The organism is Streptomyces sp. NPDC092952 (genome assembly GCF_044754785.1).
Taxonomy (GTDB): domain Bacteria; phylum Actinomycetota; class Actinomycetes; order Streptomycetales; family Streptomycetaceae; genus Streptomyces.
This window is the reverse complement of the sequence record NZ_JBIVPT010000002.1, coordinates 738,815-762,319: the sequence shown is the minus strand read 5'-3', so window position 1 is coordinate 762,319 and position 23,505 is coordinate 738,815. Positions and strand designations below refer to the sequence as shown.

Sequence of the window (23,505 nt, the reverse complement as noted above, 5' to 3'; positions counted from 1 at the left end):
AGATCATTGCGGGACAGCCCTTAGGGCCTGCCGGGAAATAACTTGCTCTCGAACACCCTGACTGAGCTGGAGTGTCAAGAGCCAGAACACGCAAGTTATTTCCCGGCAGGCCCTTAGAAAGGAATCAACGAGCACTGAGCCTTTTCCAACCTCGCGCTGAGGCGTGGTGAAGGTCGAGGACGGCCTTGATCGGCAGCAGCGCCCCGTCCAGGATCACGTAGGTCCAGACGGCTTGCGGTCCGCATCGCCCCGGCCAGGCCGGGAGCCAGTGCGGCCATGACCTCCATCGCCTCGCGGATGTAGTGGTAGACCGTCGCGATCCCGATGCCGAACCCGGCGGCGAGCCGGGCGTAGATGTCGCCGCACCGCAGATGGGCCAGGACCAGCAGAGCCTGACGGCCCTGCGTGACGCGGCGCCATGGGGGCCGGTCTCGCGACGGCGAACCGTGAGATGCCCGGCGAGGCGGTGCAGGTGGATACTGGAGATCTTGGTCGTGAACTCGTCTACCAGGACCTTCATCGAATTGTGCAGTCCGCCAACTGCCAGGCCACACCGACAGGTTGAAAAAGGCTCACTGAACGCCGCTTTCCAGATCGCCTTCGAGGGCCGACTCGTTCCGGCCAACAACTGAACCTCAACAACCAAAGCCAGCCGTTAAATTGACACACCCCAGGTTAGTGGGTGCGGCGTATCGATGTCAGATTATTGATTGGTGTCATTGTGGAACGCCTTAGCGAAATAGAAGAGTGCATCCTAATTAATGCGCGGGAGATGTCCTCGCTGTGGTCCGTGCTGGCGGACTGGACCGGGTCCGAAGACGAAGAAGCGTGGGTCGGGTCTGAGTCCGCTTTTGCCTCGGTGATGGAATCCTGGGTCGAAAGAGGGTATCTCGGGATTTATGAAGGTGAAGATTGGCCCGCTCATGAGGCGGGGCGCCTAGTGCCGGTGGGTGAGGTCCACGAAATGCTTACAAAGCATGAATCATGGGCGTATTCGGAATCCCCGACCCGTGTGATTAGTTTGCTTCCGGGGATAAATTTTGGTGATGCGCTGCTGAGGGTGGGGGGAATTCGAAACCCTCCTGAGTCGGATTTGAGGGGCGTTTGATCCAGGCGGATGGCCCTTTCTGTCCCGCCGTGGAGTCGGATACGGAGAAGGTCCATGAGGCGTGGGGAATCAGGTGCAAGCGCTGATGGATCGGCTCGGATCGGAGAAGGTGCATCGTGTGAAGCCAACTATCTGCTGACGAGCACGGGAGCCGAGGGCCCCGAGGAAAAGCAGGAGGGTGATCCGATGATGGCTGCGGGCGGGGAGCGGGAAAGGGCGCTGGGCGGGAGCGGGCCGGGGCCCGCCGTCGTGCTCGTCACCGGGGTGATGGCCTCCGGGAAGTCCACCGTGGCGCAGGCGCTCGCCGAGCGGTTGCCGAGCTCCGTCCATGTGCGGGGCGACGTCTTCCGGCGGATGGTGGTGTCCGGGCGGGCCGAGACGGTGCCGGGGGCGGAGGCGGAGGCCGTCGCGCAGCTCCGGCTCCGGTACCGGCTGTCCGCGATGACGGCCGACACGTACGCGGACGCGGGCTGGACCGCGGTCGTCCAGGACGTGGTGCTGGGCGAGGAGCTGGCCCGGTACGTCGGTCTCGTCCGTACCCGGCCGCTCCACGTCGTCGTGCTCGACCCGGGGCCGCGGGCCGTCGCCGAGCGTGAGGCCGGGCGTGGCAAGAGCGGTTACGGGGCGGGATGGACGGTGGAGTCGCTCGACCGGGTGCTGCGGGAGGAGACGCCGCGGATCGGACTCTGGCTGGACACCTCGGAGCAGACCGTGGCGGAGACGGTGGACGCGGTGCTCGCGGGGCTGGACCGGGCCAGGGTCTGAGCCCGACTGGGAGCGGCTTCGGGGCGGAGGCCGAGGCGAGGCCCCGTTCCGGGATGCCCGGACGATCACGGGCGGATCGGGCAGTGGCATCCCGTAGGCAGGGGCCCCGGAATCGGAGAGCCGCCCGTCCTGGATCTTCGCAGGGCGGGCGGGCTCGTCCTCGGAGGCCGTGACCGGATTCGAACCGGTGTAACTCGAGTTGCAGTCGAGCCCCTGAACCACTCGGGCACACGGCCGGGTCGCCCTCGGCGTGCTTCGACGGTAGGTCCGGGCGCCCCGGGGTCTCAAGGGCGCGGCCCGGTGCGCAACGCGACTGCCATGCCCCGTTCACGTTCGCGCGGGTGGTCCTACGTCCAAGGGACGAGCACGGGCCCACCCCACGACAGGGTCCGGGCGGCATTCCGGCCCTTACTCTTGGGCTCATGAGTGCCCTGGAACCGCGTGACGACACCGACCTTCCCCCGCTCGCCGCGCAGTCCCCGGTCACCGCTGCGGACTCGGAACCGGCCGGCGGGGTGCTCGGCCGCGGCTACCGGGCGCTCAGCATCGGCATCGTCTCCGTCGTCTTCCTGATCGCCTTCGAGGCGACCGCCGTGGGTACCGCGATGCCGGTCGCCGCCCGCGACCTGCACGGCATCGGGCTGTACGCGTTCGCGTTCTCCGCGTACTTCACGACCAGCCTCTTCGCCATGGTGCTCTCCGGGCAGTGGGCGGACCGGCGCGGTCCGCTGGGGCCGCTCGCCACCGGGATGAGCGCCTTCGTACTGGGGCTGCTGCTCTGCGGCACCGCCGGGAGCATGTGGGTCTTCGTCGCGGGGCGGGCCGTCCAGGGACTGGGCGGCGGGCTGGTGATCGTGGCCCTGTACGTGGTGATCGGCCGGGCCTACCCGGAGCGGCTGCAGCCCTCGATCCTGGCCGCGTTCGCCGCGAGCTGGGTGGTCCCCTCGGTGGTCGGGCCGCTCGCGGCCGGGACCGTCACCGAGCACCTGGGCTGGCGCTGGGTCTTCGTCGGCATCCCCGTCCTCGTCGTCTTCCCCCTGGCCCTCGCGCTGCCCCAGATCCGGCAGCGGGCCTCCGGGTCGGCCGACCCCGCGGCGGCCGCCGAACCGTACGACCGGCGGCGCATCCGGCTCGCCCTCGGGATCTCGCTGGGCGCGGCGCTGCTCCAGTACGCCGGGCGGGAGCTGAACTGGTTCGCGCTGATCCCGGCGGCGGCCGGCTTCGCGCTGCTCGTCCCCGCGGTACGCGGGCTGCTGCCCCCGGGCACGGTGCGGGCGGCGCGCGGGCTGCCCGCGGTGGTGCTGCTGCGCGGGGTGGCGGCCGGTTCGTTCATCGCCGCCGAATCGTTTGTTCCGCTGATGCTGGTGACCCAGCGCGGGCTCAGCCCGACGATGGCCGGCTTCTCGCTCGCCGCCGGGGGAGGGACCTGGGCGCTCGGCTCGTACATCCAGTCCCGGCCACGTCTGGAGCCGTACCGGGGGCGGCTGATGGTGGGCGGCATGGTACTGGTCGCCGTGGCGATCGCGGCCGCGCCGTCCGTGCTGATCGAGGCGGTGCCGGTCTGGACCGTGGCGGTGGCCTGGGCCTTCGGCTGCCTGGGCATGGGCGTGGTGATCGCCTCGACGAGCGTGCTGCTGCTGAAGCTGTCGGCGCCGGAGGAGGCCGGGGCGAACTCGGCGGCCCTCCAGATCTCCGACGGGCTCTCGAACGTCCTGCTCCTCGCGGCGGGCGGGGCCGCCTTCGCGGCCCTCGGCGGCGGCACGCTGGGCGCCGTCCACGACGTGGCGGCCTCGTCGGACGCCACCGGATCGCACCCGGCGGCCTTCGCGGCGATCTTCCTCCCGATGGCGCTGGTGGCCCTGGCGGGGGCGTGGGTGTCGTCGAGGGTGCGGGCCAAATCCTGAGGGCCGTCCCTCGACGAGCCGCTTTCCGGCCCTGCCGGGCCCGCGGCGTCCGGCGCCGGTCTGTGAAGAGGGTCTCAGCGGGCCCGAACCACCGCTCGTCCATGCGGGGTTCCGTCCGGCCCCCGGTAAGGTGGCCCGGTTGTCGTATCGCGTGCGCGTCCGATCCGTGCGCCCCGGCAGCCACCCCACGTACCCGAGTGCCTCGAATCGGAGACCGTGACTACTACCGCCTCCCATCACCTCTCACCCGCCTTTCCCGGCCGCGCCCCCTGGGGCACGGCCGGCAAGCTGCGAGCCTGGCAGCAGGGCGCCATGGAGAAGTACGTCCAGGAGCAGCCGCGCGACTTCCTCGCGGTCGCCACCCCCGGCGCGGGGAAGACCACCTTCGCGCTGACCCTCGCGTCATGGCTGCTGCACCACCACGTCGTGCAGCAGGTCACCGTCGTCGCGCCGACCGAGCACCTGAAGAAGCAGTGGGCCGAAGCGGCGGCCCGGATAGGGATCAAGCTCGACCCCGAGTACAGCGCGGGCCCGCTGAGCAGGGAGTACGACGGCGTCGCGATCACCTACGCGGGTGTCGGCGTCCGCCCGATGCTGCACCGCAACCGCTGCGAGCAGCGCAAGACCCTGGTGATCCTCGACGAGATCCACCACGCCGGTGACTCGAAGTCCTGGGGCGAGGCCTGCCTGGAGGCGTTCGACCCGGCCACCCGGCGGCTCGCGCTCACCGGCACCCCGTTCCGCTCCGACACCAACCCGATCCCCTTCGTCACGTACGAGGAGGGCAACGACGGCATCCGGCGCTCCTCGGCCGACTACACCTACGGCTACGGCAACGCGCTGGCCGACGGCGTCGTCCGCCCCGTGATCTTCCTCAGCTACAGCGGCAACATGCGCTGGCGCACCAAGGCCGGGGACGAGATCGCCGCCCGGCTCGGCGAGCCGATGACCAAGGACGCCATCGGGCAGGCCTGGCGCACCGCGCTGGCCCCCACCGGCGAGTGGATCCCCAATGTGCTGGCCGCCGCCGACAAGCGGCTGACCGAGGTGCGCAAGGGCATCCCGGACGCCGGTGCGCTGGTCATCGCCACCGACCAGGACTCGGCGCGCGAGTACGCCAAGATCCTCAAGAAGGTCACGGGGGAGAAGGCCACCGTGGTCCTCTCCGACGAGAAGGCCGCCTCGAAGAAGATCGACCAGTTCAGCCAGGACGGCTCCCGCTGGATGGTCGCGGTCCGCATGGTGTCGGAGGGCGTCGACGTGCCACGCCTCGCCGTGGGCGTCTACGCCACCACCATCTCCACGCCGCTGTTCTTCGCCCAGGCCGTCGGACGCTTCGTGCGCTCCCGCAGGCGCGGCGAGACCGCCTCGGTCTTCGTCCCGACCATCCCGATGCTGCTGGACTTCGCCAACGAGATGGAGGTCGAGCGGGACCACGTCCTCGACAAGCCCAAGAAGGGCAGCGACGAGGAGAACCCGTTCGCGGAGGAGGACAAGCTCCTCGCCGACGCCGAGAGGCTGGAGGACGAGGAGACCGAGGACCAGCTGCCCTTCGAGGCGCTGGAGTCCGACGCGGTCTTCGACCGGGTGCTGTACGACGGTGCCGAGTTCGGCATGCAGGCGCACCCCGGCAGCGAGGAGGAGCAGGACTACCTGGGGATTCCCGGACTGCTGGAGCCGGACCAGGTGCAGCTGCTGCTCCAGAAGCGGCAGTCCCGGCAGATCGCGCACAGCCGCCAGAGGCCGGCCGAGGAGGCCGACCTGCTGGAGAAGCCGGCCGAGGCGCGGCCGGTCGTCACGCACAAGCAGCTGCTGGGCCTGCGCAAGCAGCTCAACACGATGGTGTCGGCGTACACCCACCAGAGCGGCAAGCCGCACGGCGTGATCCACACCGAGCTGCGGCGGGTGTGCGGCGGCCCGCCGAGCGCGGAGGCCACGGCCGGGCAGATCCAGCAGCGGATCAAGAAGGTCCAGGAGTGGGCCACCCGGATGAGGTAGGCGCCACCCGGTACGGGCCCGGGGCGGGGACAGCGGTCCCCGCCCCGGGCCCGTGGCGTTCCCGGGGAGCCCGGTCGGTCCGTCGGAGTTACCAGACGTGCGGTGCGGACTGGACGACCGTCGCGACGCACGGCACCGTGGCCGACGTCGGGGACGACGCCACGATCTGCAGCGACCAGTTGGTGGCGCTCGGGGGCGAGGACAGCACCTTGGAGTTCGTGCTGTCACCCGCCGCCAGGGTGCCGGAGGTGAGCTTCAGCGGGCCCAGGGTGATCGGGTTGCCGCCGCTCATGCCGGGGTTGGTCTTGCCGGAGAACTGCACCTCGCTGGTGGCGCCGCCCGAGGTCTTGGTGAGCTTGAGCGTCGTCGTGATGCTGTTCGGGTCGGCGGTGGTGCCGGCCGGCATGGTGATCGCGCTGGACGTGATCTTGATGGTCTTGGCGGTGCCCGAGTCGGCGGCGGTCAGGGTGGCCAGGCCGCTGCCCCAGGTGCCGCAGTCGTACGTGGCCGTGGCCATGAGCGGGGTCACGGCGTTGGCGGACGGGGCCAGGGCGAGGGCGCCGGCCACGGCACAGGCCGCGGCCAGGGCGAGTGGGAGGCGTCTGCGGTTCGAAGGCATGGCGGAGACCCTTTCGGCGATGAATTACGTGGATGCGCTGGTGGCGCGCGGATGGTGCGAGGTCGATCCGCTGCTCATTCATTTCGCTGCCGACGCACCGCGGGTGTACCGAGGATTCGATGCGGGCTGATCGGAGCGGACCGGATCTTTCCTCCGGGACCGGCATGTCGGTGCAGTGAAACGGCGGCCCTCGGAGAAGTCAAGAGAGGCCGACAGACGCACTTGAATTTCCCGTGGAAATGCTTTTCGGGCATTTCAGATCTGGATCAATCGGCTTCCCAAGGATCAATCGGTTCGCTCTTGACTTCTCTGCACCCGGCCCCCTCAATGTGCGCAATCAATGGGCCATGCGGCCGTGCGGCCATGGAGGGGTGTCTGGTGATACGACGACGAAGACCCGGTGCGACCGGTCTGCTCGCGGCCTGCTTCGCGCTGACGCTGGGCTGCGCCGGGGCCACCGCCCAGGCCGCCCCGCTCGCGGACGGGCCCGCCGCCACCACGATCACCCCGACCGTCCACTGCGTCCTGCCCGCGGGCCAGGGCGAGGCGACCGGGCCGCAGGACATGACCGTCGAGCTGTCGCCCGCCGTCGTCGCGCCCGGCGGCAAGGTGCACGCGAAGGTCACCCTCGGCCCGTCCCCCGCCACCAGCGGCCTTCCCCTGGACGACGTACCGACCATCCCGAGCATCGACCTCACCATGTCCGGCGGGGCGAGCGGCACGGTCACGGTGCGGGGCGCCGAGATCACCATGGACATCCCGTCCGGCAAGCCCATCGAGATCCCGCCGTACGAGGGCGACTTCCTGGTGCCCGCGAGCGCCTCCGGGCCGGTCTCGTTCGCCGTCGCCCGCACCCTCACCCAGACCAAGGTGCTCGGCTCGGTCTTCGAGACCCCGTGCGACGTCGTCGACGGCGGGGCGAACGTCGCCGGCGTCACCGTGGAGGGCACCGGTTCCACGCCCGCCACCCTGACCGCGCCCGCCGACCCCGTACGCCCCAATACCGCTGTCCAACTGGGTGGTTCGGGCTGGACGGCGGGGGCCACCCCGGTGCCCTCGCTCTGCGCGGAGGGCGGGGGCGGCTGCGACCCGCTGAAGTTCAGGTCCAACGACCTGGCCGTCGACGGGGACGGCACCCTGCACGGCACGGCCACCCTCGCGGAGTCCGGCGCGGTGCCCGACGGCCGTTACGAGGTGAAGGTCAACGACGGTACGAAGGAGGCGACCGCCCCCCTCACCGTCAAGGCCGTCGCGGCCGGCGAGCGGGAGATCTCCCTCTCGAAGAGCCGCGGCCCGGTCGGCAGCGTGATCACCGTCAGCGGCCGGAACTACAACCCGGACCGCTGGATCAACGTCATCGGCCTCGACGCGAGCGGCACCGGGCTCGACGACAGCGCGGTCTACGTCAAGAGCGCCCCGGACGGCACCTTCTCCGTCGAGTTCACGGTGATCTCCGACGCCGTCGTCGCCGTCCAGGCCGACGAGGGCAACGACCCGGCGACCGTGCGCACGGCCCCGTTCACCGTCGCGGACGACGGCGGCGGGGAGGAAGGCTCCAGCGCCGACCAGAAGCTGACCACCTCGGTCCGGGCCGGGACCCTGTCCATGGTCCAGGACGGTGACACGGTCGACTTCGGCACGACCGTCCTGGGCACCGGCAGCGGTGTGCAGCGCTCCCGGCTCAACCGGGTCGAGGTGGAGGACGCCCGCGGCGTCGACAGCGGCTGGTCGCTGACCGCCACCCTCACCGGCTTCACCGCCGCGGGCGGCGCCACCATCCCGGCCGACGCCGTGCGGTGGACGCCCAGGTGCACGGCTCAGCAGGGCAGTGTGGGCGTGCCGGTGGCCGGATCGCCGACCGCGCTCGGCTCCACGGCGGCGAGCCTGTGCCGGATGGACCCGGACGGCAGCCGCCCGTTCACCGCCGGCCGGTTCGACGCCGACGCCGATCTCACCCTCACCGTTCCCGGGACCACCCGGCCCGGGGACTACAGCGCCACCCTCACCCTCACCCTTCTCTGACCCGGGGACGAGGGGAACGACAGGAAGTCCCGGAGGCGCCCGCCCGCTCCGCATCGCGTCGGAGCGGGCGGGCGCCTTCGTTCCGAATGCACGAATCCCCCTGGAGGAGCCGTATGTCCGTCAGACCGTCCACCCCGCCACCGGAAAGAAGGCCACGGCCGGGTGGAGCGCTGCGCCGCGCCGTCGCCCTCACCGCCGGGGCCGTACTCGTCTGGACCGGGGGCACCGTGGCCCTCGCACCGGCCGCCGCGGCCGGCACCGTCACCCCCACCGTCCACTGCTCCCTGCCCGCCGGCCAGGGCGAGGCGACCGGGCCGCAGCAGATGAGCGTCGACCTGTCGCCCTCGATCGTCGACCCGGGCGGCAAGGTGCACGCCAAGGTGACCCTCGGCCCGTCCCCCGCCACCAGCGGGCTCAGCCTGAACGACGTGCCGACCACCCCCAGCATCGACCTCGCCATGTCCGGCGGCGCCACCGGCACGGTCACCGTCACCGGCCCCCAGATCAACCTGAACATCCCGTCCGGCAAGCCCATCGAGATCCCGCCGTACGAGGGCGACTTCCTGCTCCCCGCCAACGCGAGCGGCCCGATCACCTTCACCCCGGTGCGCAACCTGACCCGTACGAAGGTGCTCGGCTCCACCTACGAGACCCCCTGCGACGTGGTGAGCGGCGGGGGCTCCGTCGGCACGGTCACCGCCGAGGGCACGGCGGGCCACCCGGCCACCCTGAACGCGCCCGCCACCGCCGTCCGCCCGTCCACCGCCGTCGCCCTGACCGGCAGCCTGTGGACCGCGGGGGCCACCCCCGTACCCTCGCTCTGCGCGGCGGACGGCGGCGGCTGCGACCCCGGCAAGTTCGCCTCCAGCACGCTCGCCATCAGCGCCTCGGGGGAGCTGACCGGAGCCGCGGTGCTGGCCGCCGCCGGGGCCGTCCCCGACGGCTCGTACCTGGTCAAGGTCGGTGACGGCACGAAGGAGGCGACCGCGCCGCTGACCGTGAAGGCCTTCGTCCCGGCCGGCCCCCGGTCCGTCGTGCTCTCCCGGGCCGCGGCACCGCTCGGCAGCGTCATCCAGGTCACCGGCACCAACTACTTCCAGGACCGGTGGGTCAACACCGTGGCCCTGGACGCGAGCGGGGCCACCCTCGACGACACCGCCGTCTACACGAAGAGCACCTCCGACGGCACGTTCCGCGCCGAGTTCACCGTCTCCGACCCGGCCATAGCCGCGATCCAGGTCGACGAGGGCAATGATCCGGCCACCGTGCTGACCACACCGTTCACCGTCACCGACGCCTCCGCGACGCTCGACGCCGGCACGGCGAAGGTCCGGCCGGGCGGCACGATCGCCGTCTCCGGCGGCGACTGGCCCAGCGGCACCACCCCCACCGCCGCGCTCTGCGGGGCCGACGGCGGCAGCTGCGACAGCGCGCGGATCACCGGCTCCACGCTCCGGATCGGCGCCGACGGCACGCTCTCCGGCACGGTCACCGTCGCCTCCTCCACCCCGCGCGCCGACTACTCCCTCCAGGTCACCGCCGGGGGAGCGCAGACCCGCACCCCGCTGACCGTCGCCCCGTCCTTCATCGTGCTGACCCCCTCGGCCGGGCCGCGCGGCACCTCCGTCACCGTGGTCGGGCAGGGCTTCGCGCACGTGGCGACCGTCTCCATCGTCGGGCTGCGGGCCGACGGGTCGCAGACCTCCGACGCGGCGAAGACCAAGGTGGTCGGCCTGGACGGGGCCTTCTCGCAGACCTTCAAGGTCAACGCGGCCGACACCGTCGCCCTCCGGGTCCGCGAGGTTCTCGTCAACCCCCGTACCGAGACGGCGGCGTTCACCGTCCAGGACGGGACCGCGCCCACCGGGCCGGCCTTCGCCCTCTCACCGCCCGAGGGGCCGCCCGGCACGGCGGTCCAGGTGACCGGCCGCGGCTTCGCCCCGGTCGCCACCGTCTCGGTGACCGGCCGCACCGCCGACGGCAAGCAGACCTCCGACGGATACGTCACCCGGATCGTGGGACTCGACGGCACCTTCGCCCTCGACTTCACCGTCCGCGACCCGGCGACCCGGTCGATCCGGGCCTGCGAGGTGCTCGTCAACGGAAAAATCGTGCAGCAGTCCTTCACCGTGACCTGAGGACCGTTCACCCCCGGCACGGGAAGTGCCGCGAAGGCGTCGGCCGACCTGGACGCGCGTAGATCGTCCCGGGTCGGCCGATGCGCCGCTGACCGGCCCTTATGCGGCTTCAAGCCAACCTTGTTCCGGACAACGCCCGGATTCTGGACGAGGCCTTCCGCTGAGCGGACTCGCTCGCTACTGTCCCCGAAACAAACGCCCCAACGCCCCGTGGCAGAGCCGCTCCGGGGCGCAGCCGTTGCCTGGCCAGGCGGGCGGCCTCTCCGTGCGTCGCCGCTGGGACCGGCGGCTCACATTCCGTGGGGACCAGCCGCCGCCGCTCATCTAAAGAGGGAGAGGGCGTCGTGACCGCGGAGACCTCCCAGACGCTCGACCGGGGCCTCAGGGTCCTGAAACTGCTAGCCGACACCGACCACGGCCTGACCGTCACCGAGCTGTCCAACCGGCTCGGGGTCAACCGGACCGTGGTCTACCGCCTGCTCGCCACACTGGAGCAGCACGCCCTGGTCCGACGGGACCTGGGCGGCCGGGCCAGGGTCGGGCTGGGGGTGCTGCGGCTGGGCCGACAGGTGCACCCGCTCGTCCGGGAGGCCGCGCTGCCCGCGCTGCGCTCGCTGGCCGAGGACATCGGGGCCACCGCCCACCTCACCCTGGTCGACGGGAGCGACGCGCTGGCCGTGGCGGTCGTCGAGCCGACCTGGACCGACTACCACGTGGCCTACCGGGCGGGATTCCGCCATCCGCTGGACCGGGGCGCCGCGGGCCGGGCGATCCTCGCCGCCCGCCAGAAGCCGGTCGTCGAGACCGCCTTCACCCTGACCCACGGCGAGCTGGAGACCGGGGCGAGCGGGGCCGCCGCCGCGCTGATGGGGGTGACCGGGGTGGAGGGCAGCGTGGGTGTGGTGATGCTCGCCGACTCGGTGCCCGAGCGGGTCGGCCCCCGGGTGGTGGACGCCGCCCGCGAGGTGGCCGAGGCGCTGCGGTAGCTCCTGGGGCGCGGCGGCGGCCCGCGTACGGGGGCGGTGGTCCGCGTACGCGGACCGGCACCGGTGCCGGTGCCGACGGGCCCCGGCGCCGGGATGTCCGGGTCGTCACGGGGGCCGGTTAGATTGGGCGGGTGCTCACTCGTCTCTCGCGCCCCCGTGCCCTCGCCCTGTGCGCCGTGCCCGTCCTCGCCCTGTTCGGGGTGGCGGCCTTCGCGCCGCTGCCCTTCACCCTGGCGCAGCCCGGTACGACCGCGAACGTGCTCGGCAGCGACCACGGCACGCCCGTGATCAGCATCGAGGGCGCGCCGACCCGCCCGACCAGGGGCGAGCTGCGGATGACGACGATCGTCGCGACCGGCCCCACGGCCGAGGTCGGGATCGGGGACGTGGTCGACAGCTGGTTCCGTACGGACCGGGCGGTCCTGCCCCGTGACTCCGTCTACCCGACCGGCGGCTCCGAGAAGGAGATCGAGAAGCACAACCTCGACGACATGGTGAAGTCGCAGGACGACGCGGTCGGGGCCGCCCTGAACTACCTGGGCAGGAAGCCCGGTTCGGTGGACGTGACCCTGCATCTCGCCGACGTGGGCGGCCCCAGCGCCGGGCTCTTCTTCGCCCTCGGCATCGTCGACAAGCTCGACGGCGACGGCCACGGCGGCGACCTCACCGGCGGCCGCACCATCGCGGGCACCGGCACGATCCAGCCGGACGGTGAGGTCGGCGCGGTCGGCGGCGTCTCGCTGAAGACCCAGGCCGCGCGCCGCGACGGGGCGACCGTCTTCCTCGTGCCGAAGGCGGAGTGCCGGGAGGCGAAGGCCGAACTCCCCGGAGGGCTGCGTCTGATCCCGGTCACCACCCTCAAGGACGCGGTGGGCTCACTGCGGGCCCTGGCCGGGAACGGGAAGGTCCCGAGCTGCTGAGCCCCTCGGGGGCGGTACGCCGCCCCCGTCGCCCTCCTCCGTCTTCGCCCTCCCCGGGCCGTCCATGCCGCGCCAGGCCGGGAACACCAGGGGCCCCAGCGCCGCCAGCAGGTACACCCCGCCCATCGCGAGCAGCGCGCCGTCCGCACCGGCGGCCTCGACCAGGAGCCCGGCCGCGAGTCCGCCCACCGGCATGGCCAGTTCGCCGCCCGCGGTGAGCACCCCGGAGACCCGGCTGCGCAGCGCGTCGGGGACGGCCGTGTAGATCACCGTCGTCAGGATCGGGTTCAGCATCCCGCCCGCGACCCCGCTCAGCGCCATGGTCACGGCGAGCGGCGTGGTCGTCCCGGTCAGTGCCGCGACCGTGTACCGGGGCGCGCCGCACAGCAGCAGGCACACCGTGAACACGGCCCGCCGGGAGAAGCGGTGCCCGAACGCCCCGTACAGCAGTGCGCCGGCCAGACCGCCCGCGCCGTACAGCGCGGCGAGCAGCCCGATGTCCGTGGCGCCGCCGAGTTCGGCGGAGGCGTGCACCGGCAGCAGGACCGCGTTCCAGCCCTGGTCGGCGCCGTTGACGAACAGGACCGTCACCACGACCGCGAGCAGCAGCCGATGGCCCGTCAAGTAGCTGAGGCCCTCGCGGAGTTCGGTGCCGTAGGCGCGTGCCGACACGGGCGCGGCGGCCCTGCTCGGCGCGGCGGCGGCCACCCTGCGCAGCCCCAGCGAGACGAGCAGCGCGGAGGTCAGGAACGTCGCCGCGTCCAGCAGCAGCACGTTCTCCGCGCCGGCCAGCGCGATCAGTACACCGGCCAGCGCCGCCCCGGCCATCCTGGCCCCGCGCGAGACGGCGTCGAAGAGGCTGGCGGCGCGGGCGAGGGTGGTCCCGGCGTGCTCGGCGATGTCCGGCACCAGGACGTAGCGCGCGGTGGAGCCGGGGGTGTGCAGCAGCCCGACGGCCGCCATCAGCGCGCACAGCATCCAGAAGGCGAGGGCGCCCGCGTAGTACAGCAGCGGAACGGCGGCGACGGCGAGGCCGCACGCCAGGTCGGAGCCGACCGAGACCCGGCGCCGCCCGATCCGGTCGATGACCGGCCCGCCGACCAGGGCGGAGAGCGCGATCGGCAGGGTCGCGCAGAAGGCGACGACCCCGGCCCGGCCGGCGCTCCCGGTGGTCTCCAGGACGAACCACGGCACCCCGATCGCGGTGAGCGAGGTGCCGGCCGTGGAGATGGAGTTGGCGGTCAGTACGGCGACGAGCGGTACGCGGGTGCGGTGCTCCGGTACGGTCACGCCGGGCTGTGGGCGGTGAACGGGCGGGCCGCCTGCCGGGGCAGGACGCGCAGGCCCAGCTCGACGAGGGCCCAGCCCAGCCGGGTGCGCACCCCGGGGCGGGGCGCGGGGGCCGGGAGGGTGAACTCCGCGATGCGGCAGTGCGGTTCGGTGGTGCGCAGGCGGTGCAGCAGCAGATGCGTGTCGGAGTGCATGGCGGTGTCCTTCTGGTCGGGCGGAGGGCCTCGGTCGGGCCCTACTCCGCCGGGCGTGGGAAGAGATGCACATGGCTGCGGACGGTGGCCGCGCCCTCGGTGCCCTCCGGGACCAGGTCCCGGTAGCCGTCGACGAGCGCGTGGATCTTCCCGATGAGTTCCTCGGCGAGCTCCGGGGTCAGCAGCATCTTGAAGTTGCTGATGTCCCAGCCGTGGCGCCACTCCTCGGGCCATTCGTGCATGGTGCCGATCCAGGTGTTCAGCTCCCGGGCGTGGGCGTCCGCCGTTTCGTGGAGCACGACGCCGACGGCGCCGCGCACCTCGGGGTCCGGATGGTCCAGGAACCGGCCGCTGTCGAAGACGGTGCCCCGGTGCACGGCCCGCCACCAGCGCTCGCGCCCCTTGCCGAGCTCCGGGTCGTCCTCGACGAACCCGTACGCCGCCAGTTGCCGCAGGTGGTAGCTGGTGGAACCGCTGGATTCGCCGAGCCGGGCGGCGAGGGCGGAGGCGGTGGCGGGACCGTACTCCCGCAGTGCGGCCAGCAGCCGCAGCCGCAGGGGGTGGGCGAGCGCGCGCAGGCTGCGGGCGTCGACCTTGTGGAGGTCCGGGGCTTCGGTGGGGGACGCGGCGTCGTCCGGTGTTTCGGGCACATGGGAACCGTAAGCGTGCAAAGCCTTCTTTGCAACAGGTTTTTTGCAACATCTTCTTTGCATGTTGTTCGCCGCGCGGCACCCGGCCCGGCCCGCCTCCGCCCCCGTCTCCGCCCGGTCAGCGCTGCCTGATGAAGCCCTCCTGGATCAGCCAGTCCTTCGCCACCTCGTGCGGGTCCTGGCCGTCCACGTCCACCTTGGCGTTGAGGGTCTGGGCGACCGAGGTGGTCAGCTTCCTGCTGACCGGGTCGAGGAGTGCGGCGATCTGCGGGTACTTGTCGAAGGTCTTCGTGTGGACGACCGGCGCCGCGTTGTAGTTGGGGAAGAAGTGCTTGTTGTCGACCAGCACCTCCAGGTCCCTGGCCTTGATCCGGCCGTCCGTGGTGAACACCTCGCCCAGCAGGCAGGAGCCGGACTTGGAGACCTGGGTGTAGATGATCCCGGCGTCCATCTTCCTGATGCTGGAGGCCGGGAGGGACATCCCGTACGCCTTCTCCATGCCGGGCAGTCCGTCGTCGCGCGAGGCGAACTCGTTCTCCACGCAGACCGTCACCGCCGACGGGTCCTTCTTCGACAGCGCCGCGACGTCGGAGAGCGTCCGCAGGTGGTACTTGGCGTTGTTCTCGCGGCTGATGGCGAGCGCGTAGGTGTTGTTGAGGGTCGACGGGGCGAGCCAGGTCACCCCGTTCCGCCGGTCCGCGTCCCGGACCGCCACCCACTGCTGGTGCGGGTCGGGGATCGGCTTCGCGTGGCCGAGGTACGTGATCCAGCCGGTGCCGGTGTACTCGTACATCGCGTCGGCGTCGCCCTTGACGATCGCCTCGCGGGCGCTGATCGAGCCCGGCAGGTTCGTCCGGTCCAGGACCTCGGCACCGGCGGCCTTGAAGACCAGCCCGATCATCTGGCCCAGGACGATGTTCTCGCTGAAGTTCTTCGAGGTGACGGTCAGCGAGGCGCCGCGCAGCGGCTCGCCCCGCCCCACCGAGCCCGGCACCACGTCGTCCACCATCGGCGAGCCGCTCTTCAGCCCGCACCCGGAGACCACCGCCGCCAGCGCCAGCACGCCCAGCAGCCCCGTACGCGCCTTCCATCCGCCCCCGGCCCCGGCCGTCATCGCTCCACCTCCAGTCCGCGCGGTGTCAGCGCCACCTCGACCAGCGAGGCCAGCCAGTCCACCAGCAGCGCCAGCACCACCGTCAGCACGGAACCGAGCACCAGCACCGGCATCCGCTGCGTCTGGATGCCCGAGGTGATCAGGTCGCCCAGCCCGCCGCCGCCGACGAACGTGGCCAGGGTCGCGGTGCCCACGTTGAGCACCAGCGCGGTACGCACCCCGGCGAGGATCAGCGGGACGGCGAGCGGCAGCTCGACCCTGGTCAGCGTGGACACCCCCGACATCCCGATGCCGCGCGAGGCCTCGACCAGATTCGGCTCGATCGCCCGGAGCCCGGCCACGGTGTTGGAGAAGACCGGCAGCACCGCGTAGATCACCATGCCGATGATCGCCGTGGTCGGCCCGATGCCCAGCCAGATCACCAGGAGCGCCAGCAGGCCGATCGCCGGGGTCGCCTGCCCGATGTTGGCGACCGCCGTGACCACCGGGGCGCCCTTGCTCAGCCCGCGCCGGGTCAGCGCGATCCCCAGCGGAACGGCGATGACGAGCACCCAGAACGTCGAGATCGCGGTCAGCCGCACATGCTGCCACCAGCGCAGCTGCACGTTCCCGCCGGTGAGCGAGTTCCGTGCGATCGAGTCGAGATGGATGTTGCTGATCCACAGGTACGTGACCACCAGTACGAGCACCAGCACCAGCGGCATCACCAGCAGCTTGCGCCAGGTGAACCGGCGCGGCGGCCCGGCCTGCGGCGGTGCGGGCTCCTCCTCCTCGTCCCGGAAGGCATGGCCCTTGACGTCGTGCTCACCGGGCGGGCGGTCCTTGTCGGAGGACGGCCCCGGCGGCGCCGAGCGGCTCCGCCGGGGGGAGCCGGAGTCCAGCGGCGAGCCGGGTGTCATGCGCCCGCACCGCCTTCCAGCTCCTCCGACGTCTGGTGGCTGCGCAGCTCCTCCAGGTCGTGCTGGTGCTCGATGGCGGCGAGCCGGTCCGCCTCCAGCAGTTCGTGGACGGAGTTCATCAGCGTCTGCATGTCGACGACCCCGATGAACTCCCCGCGCCGCCCGGTCACCGCGACCCGCCCGCCGCTGTCGGTCAGCACCGCCTCCAGCGCGTCGTGCAGCGTCGCGTCGCGCGTCACCGTGTCGTGCACCAGCTGCCCGGCCCGGGCCAGCGACCCCCGGGCCCGCATCAGGTCGCCACGGCGCAGCCACTTGTACGGGCGGTTCCTGCGGTCCAGCATCAGCAGTTCGTTGTGCGGGCCGCTGCGCAGCTTGTTGAAGATCGACTGGAGCGGGTCGTCGACCGTCACCGTCGGGAACTCGGCCATCTCCACGTCCCGGACCCGGGTGAGGTTGAGCCGCTTCAGCGCCGCACCGGCCCCGACGAAGCCCGAGACGAAGTCGTCCGTCGGGTTGGTGAGGATCGCCTCCGGGGTGTCGAACTGGGCGATGTGCGAACGCTCCCGCAGCACCGCGATCCGGTCGCCCAGCTTGATCGCCTCGTCGAAGTCGTGGGTGACGAAGACGATCGTCTTGTGCAGCTCGTGCTGGAGCCGGATCAGCTCGTCCTGGAGGTGGTCGCGGGTGATCGGGTCGACCGCGCCGAACGGTTCGTCCATCAGCAGCACCGGCGGATCGGCCGCCAACGCCCTTGCCACGCCCACCCGTTGCTGCTGCCCGCCGGACAGCGCGCGGGGGTAGCGGCCGTGGAACTCGCGCGGATCGAGCCCCACCAGGTCGAGCATCTCCTCGACCCGGTCCTTCACCCGCGACTTGGACCAGCCGACCATCTTCGGTACGAGCGCGATGTTCTCCGCCACCGTCATGTGCGGGAAGAGCCCGGAGGACTGGATCGCGTACCCGATCTTCCGGCGCAGCTTCACCGGGTCCATGTCGGTGACGTCCTCGTCGCCGATCCTGATCCGCCCGGACGACGGCTCGATCAACCGGTTGATCATCTTCAGCGTGGTGGACTTCCCGCAGCCGGACGGGCCGACGAAGATCACCGTCTCGCCGGCCTTGATGTCCATCGAGACGCTGTCCACCGCGGGGTTCGGATTGCCCGGGTACCGCTTGGTCAGGTTCTCCAGCTGGATGGTGGCGCCGGAAGCCGTCTTCCCGGAACCGGAACCGGAGGCGTCGGCGGCGGTGCTCCCCGCGACGGCGCTCCCGCCGGGGGCACTCCCGTTGGCGGTCTCAGACACGAATCCCCCTCGGAATGGTGAGCCGCCCCAGCAGGACGTACGCGGCGTCGAAGAGCAGGGCGAGGACGACGATGCCGAGCGTGCCGGCGAGGACCTGGTTGAGCGCGTTGGCGCTGCCCAGCGAGGCGATGCCGCGGAAGATCTCGTTGCCGAGGCCGGGGCCCGAGGCGTACGCGGCGATGGCGGCGATGCCCATCAGCATCTGCGTGGCGACCCGGATGCCGGTGAGGATCGGCGGCCAGGCGAGCGGCAGCTCCACCCGGCACAGCCGGGCCAGCCGCGACATGCCGATGCCCTTCGCCGCGTCGACCAGCGCGGGATCGACGCCGCGCAGCCCCACGATGGAGTTGCGGACGATGGGCAGCAGCCCGTACAGCGTCAGGGTGATCACCGTGGGGGCGACCCCGAGGCCGACCAGCGGGATGAGCAGGCCGATCGCGGCGAGGGACGGGATGGTGAGCACCGCCGCCGTCGAGGTGATGGCCAGCGAACCCGCCCAGCCGCTGCGATAGGTGACGACCCCGATCAGGATGCCCAGCACGGTGGCGATCACCATGCACTGGAACACCGCGCTGACGTGCTGGTACGCGTCGACGAGCAGCTGTTGGTGCCGGTTGCCCAGGTACTCCCAGAAGCTCACGCGCCACTCCTCGGCTCAGTCGTGGTCCTCCGCGGCCTGCTCGACGAGCGGGATGATCCGCAGCGGCACCGGGTTCTCCATGACGATGGCCGTGGAGGCTCGGACGATGCCATCAAAACCGACAACCCGGTCGATCACCCGTTGGAGATCGGCGTTGGAGCGCGCCACCAGGCGGCACAGCATGTCGCCGTGCCCGGTCGTGGTGTGCAGCTCCAGCACCTCCGGAACGCCCGCCAAGTGGGCCCGTACGTCGGCGCCTTGGCCCTGTTTGATCTCCAGGGTGGCGAAGGCGGTGACCGGGTATCCGAGCGCCGCCGGATCGACGGTCGGGCCGAAGCCGCGGATGACTCCGTTCGACTGAAGCCGGTCGAGCCGGGCCTGCACCGTCCCCCGGGCCACTCCGAGTCTGCGCGATGCTTCCAGCACGCCGATCCGGGGTTCGTGGGCCAGCAGCACGATGAGCCGCCCGTCCAGACGATCGATCGTCATGAGTCATCTCCCGGAAGGTCGACGTGATGGTCATCATGTACAGATAGTCCGGCCATCATGCTCATTCGCTGTACAGATTGACCAGAGAAAACGCAAACTATTGCGCACCTTGCGAAGCGAGGAGAGCCTTCGGACATGACTGAGACTCTGCACACCACCCCCGAATCCGCCCGGCAGGCCGACCCCTTCCCGGTCAAGGGAATGGACGCGGTCGTCTTCGCCGTCGGCAACGCCAAGCAGGCCGCGCACTACTACTCGACGGCCTTCGGAATGAAGCTGGTCGCCTACTCCGGACCGGAGAACGGCAGCCGCGAGACGGCGAGTTACGTGCTGACCAACGGTTCGGCGCGCTTCGTCTTCACCTCCGTCATCAAGGCGGCCGGCGACCGCGGCCGCTTCCTCGCCGACCATGTCGCCGAGCACGGCGACGGCGTCGTCGACCTGGCCATCGAGGTCCCGGACGCCCGCGCGGCCTACGCCTACGCCGTCGAGCACGGCGCCCGCGGCATCGACGAGCCGTACGAGGTCAAGGACGAGCACGGCACCGTCGTGCTCGCCGCGATCGCCACGTACGGCAAGACCCGCCACACCCTCGTCGAGCGCTCCGGCTACAGCGGCCCGTACCTGCCCGGGTTCGACGTCGCCGACCCGATGGTCGAGCCGCCCGCCAAGCGCTTCTTCCAGGCCATCGACCACTGCGTCGGCAACGTGGAACTCGGCCGGATGAACGAGTGGGTCGAGTTCTACAACAAGGTCATGGGCTTCACCAACATGAAGGAGTTCGTGGGCGACGACATCGCCACCGAGTACTCCGCGCTCATGTCGAAGGTCGTCGCCGACGGCACCCTCAAGGTGAAGTTCCCGATCAACGAGCCGGCGATCGCCAAGAAGAAGTCCCAGATCGACGAGTACCTGGAGTTCTACGGCGGCGCCGGTGTCCAGCACATCGCGCTCGCCACGAACGACATCGTCGCCTCGGTACGGGCGATGCGGGCGGCGGGCGTGCAGTTCCTGGACACCCCCGACTCGTACTACGACACCCTCGGCGAGTGGGCGGGCGAGACCCGGGTACCGGTCGAGATCCTGCGCGAGCTGAAGATCCTCGTCGACCGCGACGAGGACGGCTACCTGCTCCAGATCTTCACCAAGCCGGTCCAGGACCGTCCGACCGTCTTCTTCGAGATGATCGAGCGCCACGGCTCGATGGGCTTCGGTAAGGGCAACTTCAAGGCCCTGTTCGAGGCGATCGAGCGCGAGCAGGAGAAGCGCGGCAACCTCTGACGCCTCGCGGCGGGGGTACCCCTGTCGTTCGGACGTGACACTCCCGCGCCGAGTGTCACGTCCACGAACGACCCCACCCCGCCGGTTCCTGCCCGGATGCCATATCCACTCCACGAACGACCCCACCCCGCCGAGCCCCTGAGCCTCCCCGCGAACGGGCCCGGCGGCCGGGCGGCCTACATGTCCTGCGGGCCGTCCGCCGACGGAGCGGCCAGGTCGTCCAGCGCCTTCCGGGCGGCCGGCCCCTCCAGCGGCGAGAACCCCGGACCGGCGCCCAGCGCCCGCTCCAGACTGCGGCGCGCCGGCCCGTACTGCCGCAACTCCCGGTGGACCATCCCCAGGTGGTACGCGTACGAGGCGTTCCCCCCGCCCGCGTCGACCGCGCGCCCGGCGTACTCCAGCGCACCCGACGGGTCGCCCGCCCGGTACCGGGCCCAGCCCAGCGCGTCCGCCACCGCGGCACTGCGGTGCCCGCGCGCCCACTCCGCCTCCAGGAGCCCGACCGCCGCGTCCGGATCACCGTGGTCGGCCTCGAACCGTCCCCGCAGCAGCGCGTCGTCCACGCCCCGCTCCTCGTCCCGGTCGAGCGCGTCCCGCAGCCGCGCGTACTCCTCGTCGGCCTCCCGGTGGCGCCCCAGCGACTCGTAGAACTCGCCCAGCTCCAGCAGGTACGCGGGCCGGGGCTGCCGGGCCAGCACCGCCCGGTAGGCGCGCAGCGCCTCCTCGGTACGGCCGAGCGCCGCCAGCGCCCCGGCCCGGCCCGCGAGCGCCGGATCGTGGTCCCGCTGCGCCCGCAGCGCCGCGTCGTACCGGGCCAGCGCCTCCTGCGGCTCGCCCCGGTCCCGGGCCAGCTCACCCAGGAGCGACAGGCACTCCGCCTCCTGCGCGGGCGTGGCCGCCCGGCCCGCCGCGGCCAGCGCACCGTCCAGCGCCTCCGCGGTCCGGCCCCGGTCCCGGGCCGTCCGGGCGGCCCGGACCAGCGCGGGCGTCCCCGCGCGCAGCGCCGCGAACCTCGCCACCGCCGCGTCCGCCGCCCGCCGGTCCCCGAGGCCGTCGTACGCCTCGATCAGCGCCGGGTACACCGTCCACCGCTCCGGCTCCCGGGTCCGCACCGCCTCGCCCCACTTCCGGGCCTCGGCGAAGTCGTTGCGGGCGTCGGCGAGCGCCGCGAGCCCCGCCCAGGCCGCGGTGTTGCCGCGCTCGCCCGGCTGGACCTCCAGCGAGCGCTCCAGCGCACGCTCGGCCCGCCCGTAGTACGAGGAGTCCGCGGAACGCCGCCCCCACTCCACGTACGCCGTACCGAGCACCGCCCAGGACGCGGCGTCGGCGGGGTGCGCCTCCACCCACCGCTGCCGGTCCCCGATCAGCGCCGTCAGATCGGAGAGCGAGGCCGGCGCGCCCGCGGCGGCCGCCGCCATCGCCCGCGAGACCGGCCCGCCCGGAACGGGCGAGGTGCCGGTGGCGGGCCCCCCGCCGTCCGGAACGGCCACCACCGCCCCCGTCAGCAGTACCGCCCCCGCCACCACCCCCAGCGCCGTCCTGCGCAGCGCCGTACGCAGCGTGAGCGGCGGCGGCTCGGACGGCGGACCGGTGAGCGCGGAGAGCGCGGTGGCGCCGGAGAACGCGGAGGCGTCGAGAGGGGGACGGTCGGGGTCGGAGGGGCGCGGAGGCTGCTGCGGCATGACATCCATGCCGATCACTCTGCGTCAGTCATACGAGCACACCATGGTGTGCGAAGGGCACGGCAGACGGGTTCACACCAATGGGCCCGGATGCCACGCTTGGATCATGAACGGACTTCTCCAAGCACTGCGCGCCGGGCTGCCTGCCGAAGCCCTGGTCACCGATCCCGACGTCACCGCCTCCTACGCCCACGACATGGCGAGCTTCTGCGAGGCGGGCGCCCCGGCGGTCGTCGTGCTCCCGCGCACGGTCGAGCAGGTCCAGCACGTCATGCGCACCGCCACCGCCCTGCGCGTCCCGGTCGTCCCGCAAGGGGCCCGGACCGGCCTGTCGGGGGCGGCCAACGCCACCGACGGCTGCATCGTGCTGTCCCTGGTGAAGATGGACCGCATCCTGGAGATCGACCCGGTCGACCGGATCGCCGTCGTCGAGCCCGGAGTCGTCAACGCGGTGCTCTCCCGGGCGGTCGACGAACACGGCCTGTACTACCCGCCGGACCCCTCCAGCTGGGAGATGTGCACCATCGGCGGCAACATCGGCACCGCGTCCGGCGGCCTGTGCTGCGTGAAGTACGGGGTCACCGCCGAGTACGTGCTCGGTCTGGAGGTCGTGCTCGCCGACGGGCGCCTGCTCACCACCGGCCGCCGCACGGCCAAGGGCGTCGCCGGATACGACCTCACCCGGCTCTTCGTCGGCTCCGAGGGCAGCCTCGGCATCGTCGTCCGGGCCGTGCTCGCGCTGAAGCCCAGGCCGCCGCGCCAGCTGGTCCTGGCCGCGGAGTTCCCGAGCTCGGCCACCGCCTGCGACGCGGTCTGCCGGATCATGGAGCGCGGTCACACTCCGTCACTCCTCGAACTGATGGATCGCACGACGATCCAGGCCGTCAACCGGATGGCCGGCATGGGCCTCCCCGACACCACCGAGGCGTTGCTGCTCGCCGCCTTCGACACCCCCGACCCCACGGCCGACCTGGCCGCCGTCGCCGAACTCTGCGCCGCGGCGGGCGCCACCGAGGTGGTCCCGGCGGAGGACACCGCCGAGTCCGAACTGCTGCTCCAGGCACGACGGATGTCGCTCACCGCGCTGGAGACCGTCAGCTCGGCCACGATGATCGACGACGTCTGCGTACCCCGCTCGCGGCTCGGCGCCATGCTGGAGGGGACCGCCGCCATCGCCGGGAAGTACGGCCTCACCATCGGCGTCTGCGCCCACGCGGGCGACGGCAACACCCACCCCGTCGTCTGCTTCGACCACACCGACGCCGACGAGTCCCGGCGGGCCCGCGAGTCCTTCGACGAGATCATGGCGCTCGGCCTGGAACTCGGCGGCACGATCACCGGGGAGCACGGCGTCGGCGTCCTGAAGAAGGAGTGGCTCGCGCGCGAACTCGGCGAGGTCGGCGTCGAACTGCACCGGGGCATCAAGCAGGCGTTCGACCCGCTGGGCCTGCTCAACCCGGGCAAGGTGTTCTGACGGGCCCGCAGGGGCGGAACCCCGCGCA

21 protein-coding genes, 1 tRNA gene and 1 pseudogene are annotated in these 23,505 nt (G+C 71.8%); 11 read left to right on the top strand and 12 right to left on the bottom strand.

The genetic code is table 11. The features are described from left to right. Positions 1-178: 178 nt before the first annotated feature. A pseudogene (locus ACIQGQ_RS07310) lies at positions 179-451 on the bottom strand (transposase family protein); the annotation flags it as partial. 231 nt (positions 452-682) lie between these two features. On the opposite strand from ACIQGQ_RS07310, the gene ACIQGQ_RS07305 reads away from it, so the two are divergent. Further along, on the top strand, positions 683-1,108 hold the full coding sequence (locus tag ACIQGQ_RS07305; protein WP_402391775.1) for a hypothetical protein: 426 nt from the start codon (positions 683-685) through the stop codon (positions 1,106-1,108). Positions 1,109-1,294: 186 nt separating this feature from the next. Beyond that, positions 1,295-1,873 (top strand): AAA family ATPase, encoded by a 579-nt coding sequence (locus ACIQGQ_RS07300; protein ID WP_402391773.1) that lies wholly within the window; start codon positions 1,295-1,297, stop codon positions 1,871-1,873. 164 nt (positions 1,874-2,037) lie between these two features. On the opposite strand, the gene ACIQGQ_RS07295 is transcribed toward ACIQGQ_RS07300, so the two are convergent. Next, positions 2,038-2,109, bottom strand: a tRNA-Cys gene (locus tag ACIQGQ_RS07295). A 186-nt stretch (positions 2,110-2,295) separates the two neighbouring features. On the opposite strand from ACIQGQ_RS07295, the gene ACIQGQ_RS07290 reads away from it, so the two are divergent. Further along, positions 2,296-3,777, top strand: coding sequence for an MFS transporter (locus ACIQGQ_RS07290; RefSeq protein WP_402391771.1), 1,482 nt, complete (start codon positions 2,296-2,298; stop codon positions 3,775-3,777). Positions 3,778-3,993: 216 nt separating this feature from the next. Continuing rightward, entirely contained in the window at positions 3,994-5,775 is a 1,782-nt protein-coding gene (locus ACIQGQ_RS07285) for a DEAD/DEAH box helicase (protein WP_402391768.1), read from the top strand. 88 nt (positions 5,776-5,863) lie between these two features. Here ACIQGQ_RS07285 and ACIQGQ_RS07280 read toward each other — a convergent pair whose 3' ends face one another. Beyond that, positions 5,864-6,394, bottom strand: a complete 531-nt coding sequence (locus ACIQGQ_RS07280) for a hypothetical protein (protein ID WP_402391765.1) — start codon at positions 6,392-6,394, stop codon at positions 5,864-5,866. Between ACIQGQ_RS07280 and ACIQGQ_RS07275 the strand changes: the two genes are divergently transcribed. From ACIQGQ_RS07275 to ACIQGQ_RS07255, 5 genes are all read left to right on the top strand, one after another. Next, positions 6,393-6,524 carry a hypothetical protein gene (locus ACIQGQ_RS07275; RefSeq protein ID WP_402391763.1) on the top strand — a complete coding sequence of 44 codons (132 nt, stop codon included), beginning with the start codon at positions 6,393-6,395 and terminating at the stop codon, positions 6,522-6,524. The genes ACIQGQ_RS07280 and ACIQGQ_RS07275 overlap by 2 nt on opposite strands. Positions 6,525-6,772: 248 nt before the next feature. Continuing rightward, a complete protein-coding gene (locus ACIQGQ_RS07270) occupies positions 6,773-8,416 on the top strand; it encodes a hypothetical protein (RefSeq protein ID WP_402391761.1) in 1,644 nt (547 codons plus the stop codon). A gap of 113 nt (positions 8,417-8,529) precedes the next feature. Further along, positions 8,530-10,554, top strand: coding sequence for a hypothetical protein (locus ACIQGQ_RS07265; RefSeq protein ID WP_402391758.1), 2,025 nt, complete (start codon positions 8,530-8,532; stop codon positions 10,552-10,554). A 344-nt stretch (positions 10,555-10,898) separates the two neighbouring features. Then, positions 10,899-11,540, top strand: a complete 642-nt coding sequence (locus tag ACIQGQ_RS07260) for a helix-turn-helix domain-containing protein (protein WP_366296345.1) — start codon at positions 10,899-10,901, stop codon at positions 11,538-11,540. A 131-nt stretch (positions 11,541-11,671) separates the two neighbouring features. Then, positions 11,672-12,460 (top strand): S16 family serine protease, encoded by a 789-nt coding sequence (locus ACIQGQ_RS07255; RefSeq protein WP_402391755.1) that lies wholly within the window; start codon positions 11,672-11,674, stop codon positions 12,458-12,460. On the opposite strand, the gene ACIQGQ_RS07250 is transcribed toward ACIQGQ_RS07255, so the two are convergent. From ACIQGQ_RS07250 to ACIQGQ_RS07215, 8 genes are all read right to left on the bottom strand, one after another. Further along, the gene (locus ACIQGQ_RS07250; RefSeq protein WP_402391752.1) at positions 12,416-13,750 is read right to left on the bottom strand and encodes an MFS transporter; all 1,335 of its coding nucleotides are present in this window, start codon (positions 13,748-13,750) and stop codon (positions 12,416-12,418) included. The two genes, ACIQGQ_RS07255 and ACIQGQ_RS07250, sit on opposite strands and share 45 nt — an antisense overlap. Continuing rightward, on the bottom strand, positions 13,747-13,944 hold the full coding sequence (locus tag ACIQGQ_RS07245) for a hypothetical protein (RefSeq protein WP_402391749.1): 198 nt from the start codon (positions 13,942-13,944) through the stop codon (positions 13,747-13,749). The genes ACIQGQ_RS07250 and ACIQGQ_RS07245 overlap by 4 nt, the downstream gene beginning before the upstream one ends. A gap of 41 nt (positions 13,945-13,985) precedes the next feature. After that, positions 13,986-14,594: a helix-turn-helix domain-containing protein gene (locus tag ACIQGQ_RS07240; RefSeq protein ID WP_402391746.1), complete on the bottom strand. Its 609-nt coding sequence runs from the start codon at positions 14,592-14,594 to the stop codon at positions 13,986-13,988. 118 nt (positions 14,595-14,712) lie between these two features. After that, positions 14,713-15,708: a glycine betaine ABC transporter substrate-binding protein gene (locus tag ACIQGQ_RS07235; protein ID WP_402391743.1), complete on the bottom strand. Its 996-nt coding sequence runs from the start codon at positions 15,706-15,708 to the stop codon at positions 14,713-14,715. After that, entirely contained in the window at positions 15,705-16,607 is a 903-nt protein-coding gene (locus tag ACIQGQ_RS07230) for an ABC transporter permease (RefSeq protein ID WP_402391740.1), read from the bottom strand. Before ACIQGQ_RS07230 ends, ACIQGQ_RS07235 begins: the two co-directional genes overlap by 4 nt. Continuing rightward, a complete protein-coding gene (locus tag ACIQGQ_RS07225; RefSeq protein WP_402391737.1) occupies positions 16,604-17,911 on the bottom strand; it encodes an ABC transporter ATP-binding protein in 1,308 nt (435 codons plus the stop codon). The genes ACIQGQ_RS07230 and ACIQGQ_RS07225 overlap by 4 nt, the downstream gene beginning before the upstream one ends. Beyond that, the gene (locus ACIQGQ_RS07220; RefSeq protein ID WP_352273710.1) at positions 17,904-18,551 is read right to left on the bottom strand and encodes an ABC transporter permease; all 648 of its coding nucleotides are present in this window, start codon (positions 18,549-18,551) and stop codon (positions 17,904-17,906) included. The genes ACIQGQ_RS07225 and ACIQGQ_RS07220 overlap by 8 nt, the downstream gene beginning before the upstream one ends. 15 nt (positions 18,552-18,566) lie before the next feature. After that, positions 18,567-19,040 carry an Lrp/AsnC family transcriptional regulator gene (locus tag ACIQGQ_RS07215; protein ID WP_402391734.1) on the bottom strand — a complete coding sequence of 158 codons (474 nt, stop codon included), beginning with the start codon at positions 19,038-19,040 and terminating at the stop codon, positions 18,567-18,569. A 135-nt stretch (positions 19,041-19,175) separates the two neighbouring features. Between ACIQGQ_RS07215 and hppD the strand changes: the two genes are divergently transcribed. Further along, the gene (gene hppD / locus ACIQGQ_RS07210; protein WP_402391731.1) at positions 19,176-20,321 is read left to right on the top strand and encodes a 4-hydroxyphenylpyruvate dioxygenase; all 1,146 of its coding nucleotides are present in this window, start codon (positions 19,176-19,178) and stop codon (positions 20,319-20,321) included. Positions 20,322-20,497: 176 nt separating this feature from the next. Here hppD and ACIQGQ_RS07205 read toward each other — a convergent pair whose 3' ends face one another. Then, on the bottom strand, positions 20,498-22,012 hold the full coding sequence (locus ACIQGQ_RS07205) for a tetratricopeptide repeat protein (protein WP_402391728.1): 1,515 nt from the start codon (positions 22,010-22,012) through the stop codon (positions 20,498-20,500). Between the two features lie 97 nt (positions 22,013-22,109). On the opposite strand from ACIQGQ_RS07205, the gene ACIQGQ_RS07200 reads away from it, so the two are divergent. Further along, positions 22,110-23,477, top strand: coding sequence for an FAD-binding oxidoreductase (locus tag ACIQGQ_RS07200; protein ID WP_402391725.1), 1,368 nt, complete (start codon positions 22,110-22,112; stop codon positions 23,475-23,477). Positions 23,478-23,505 lie beyond the last annotated feature (28 nt).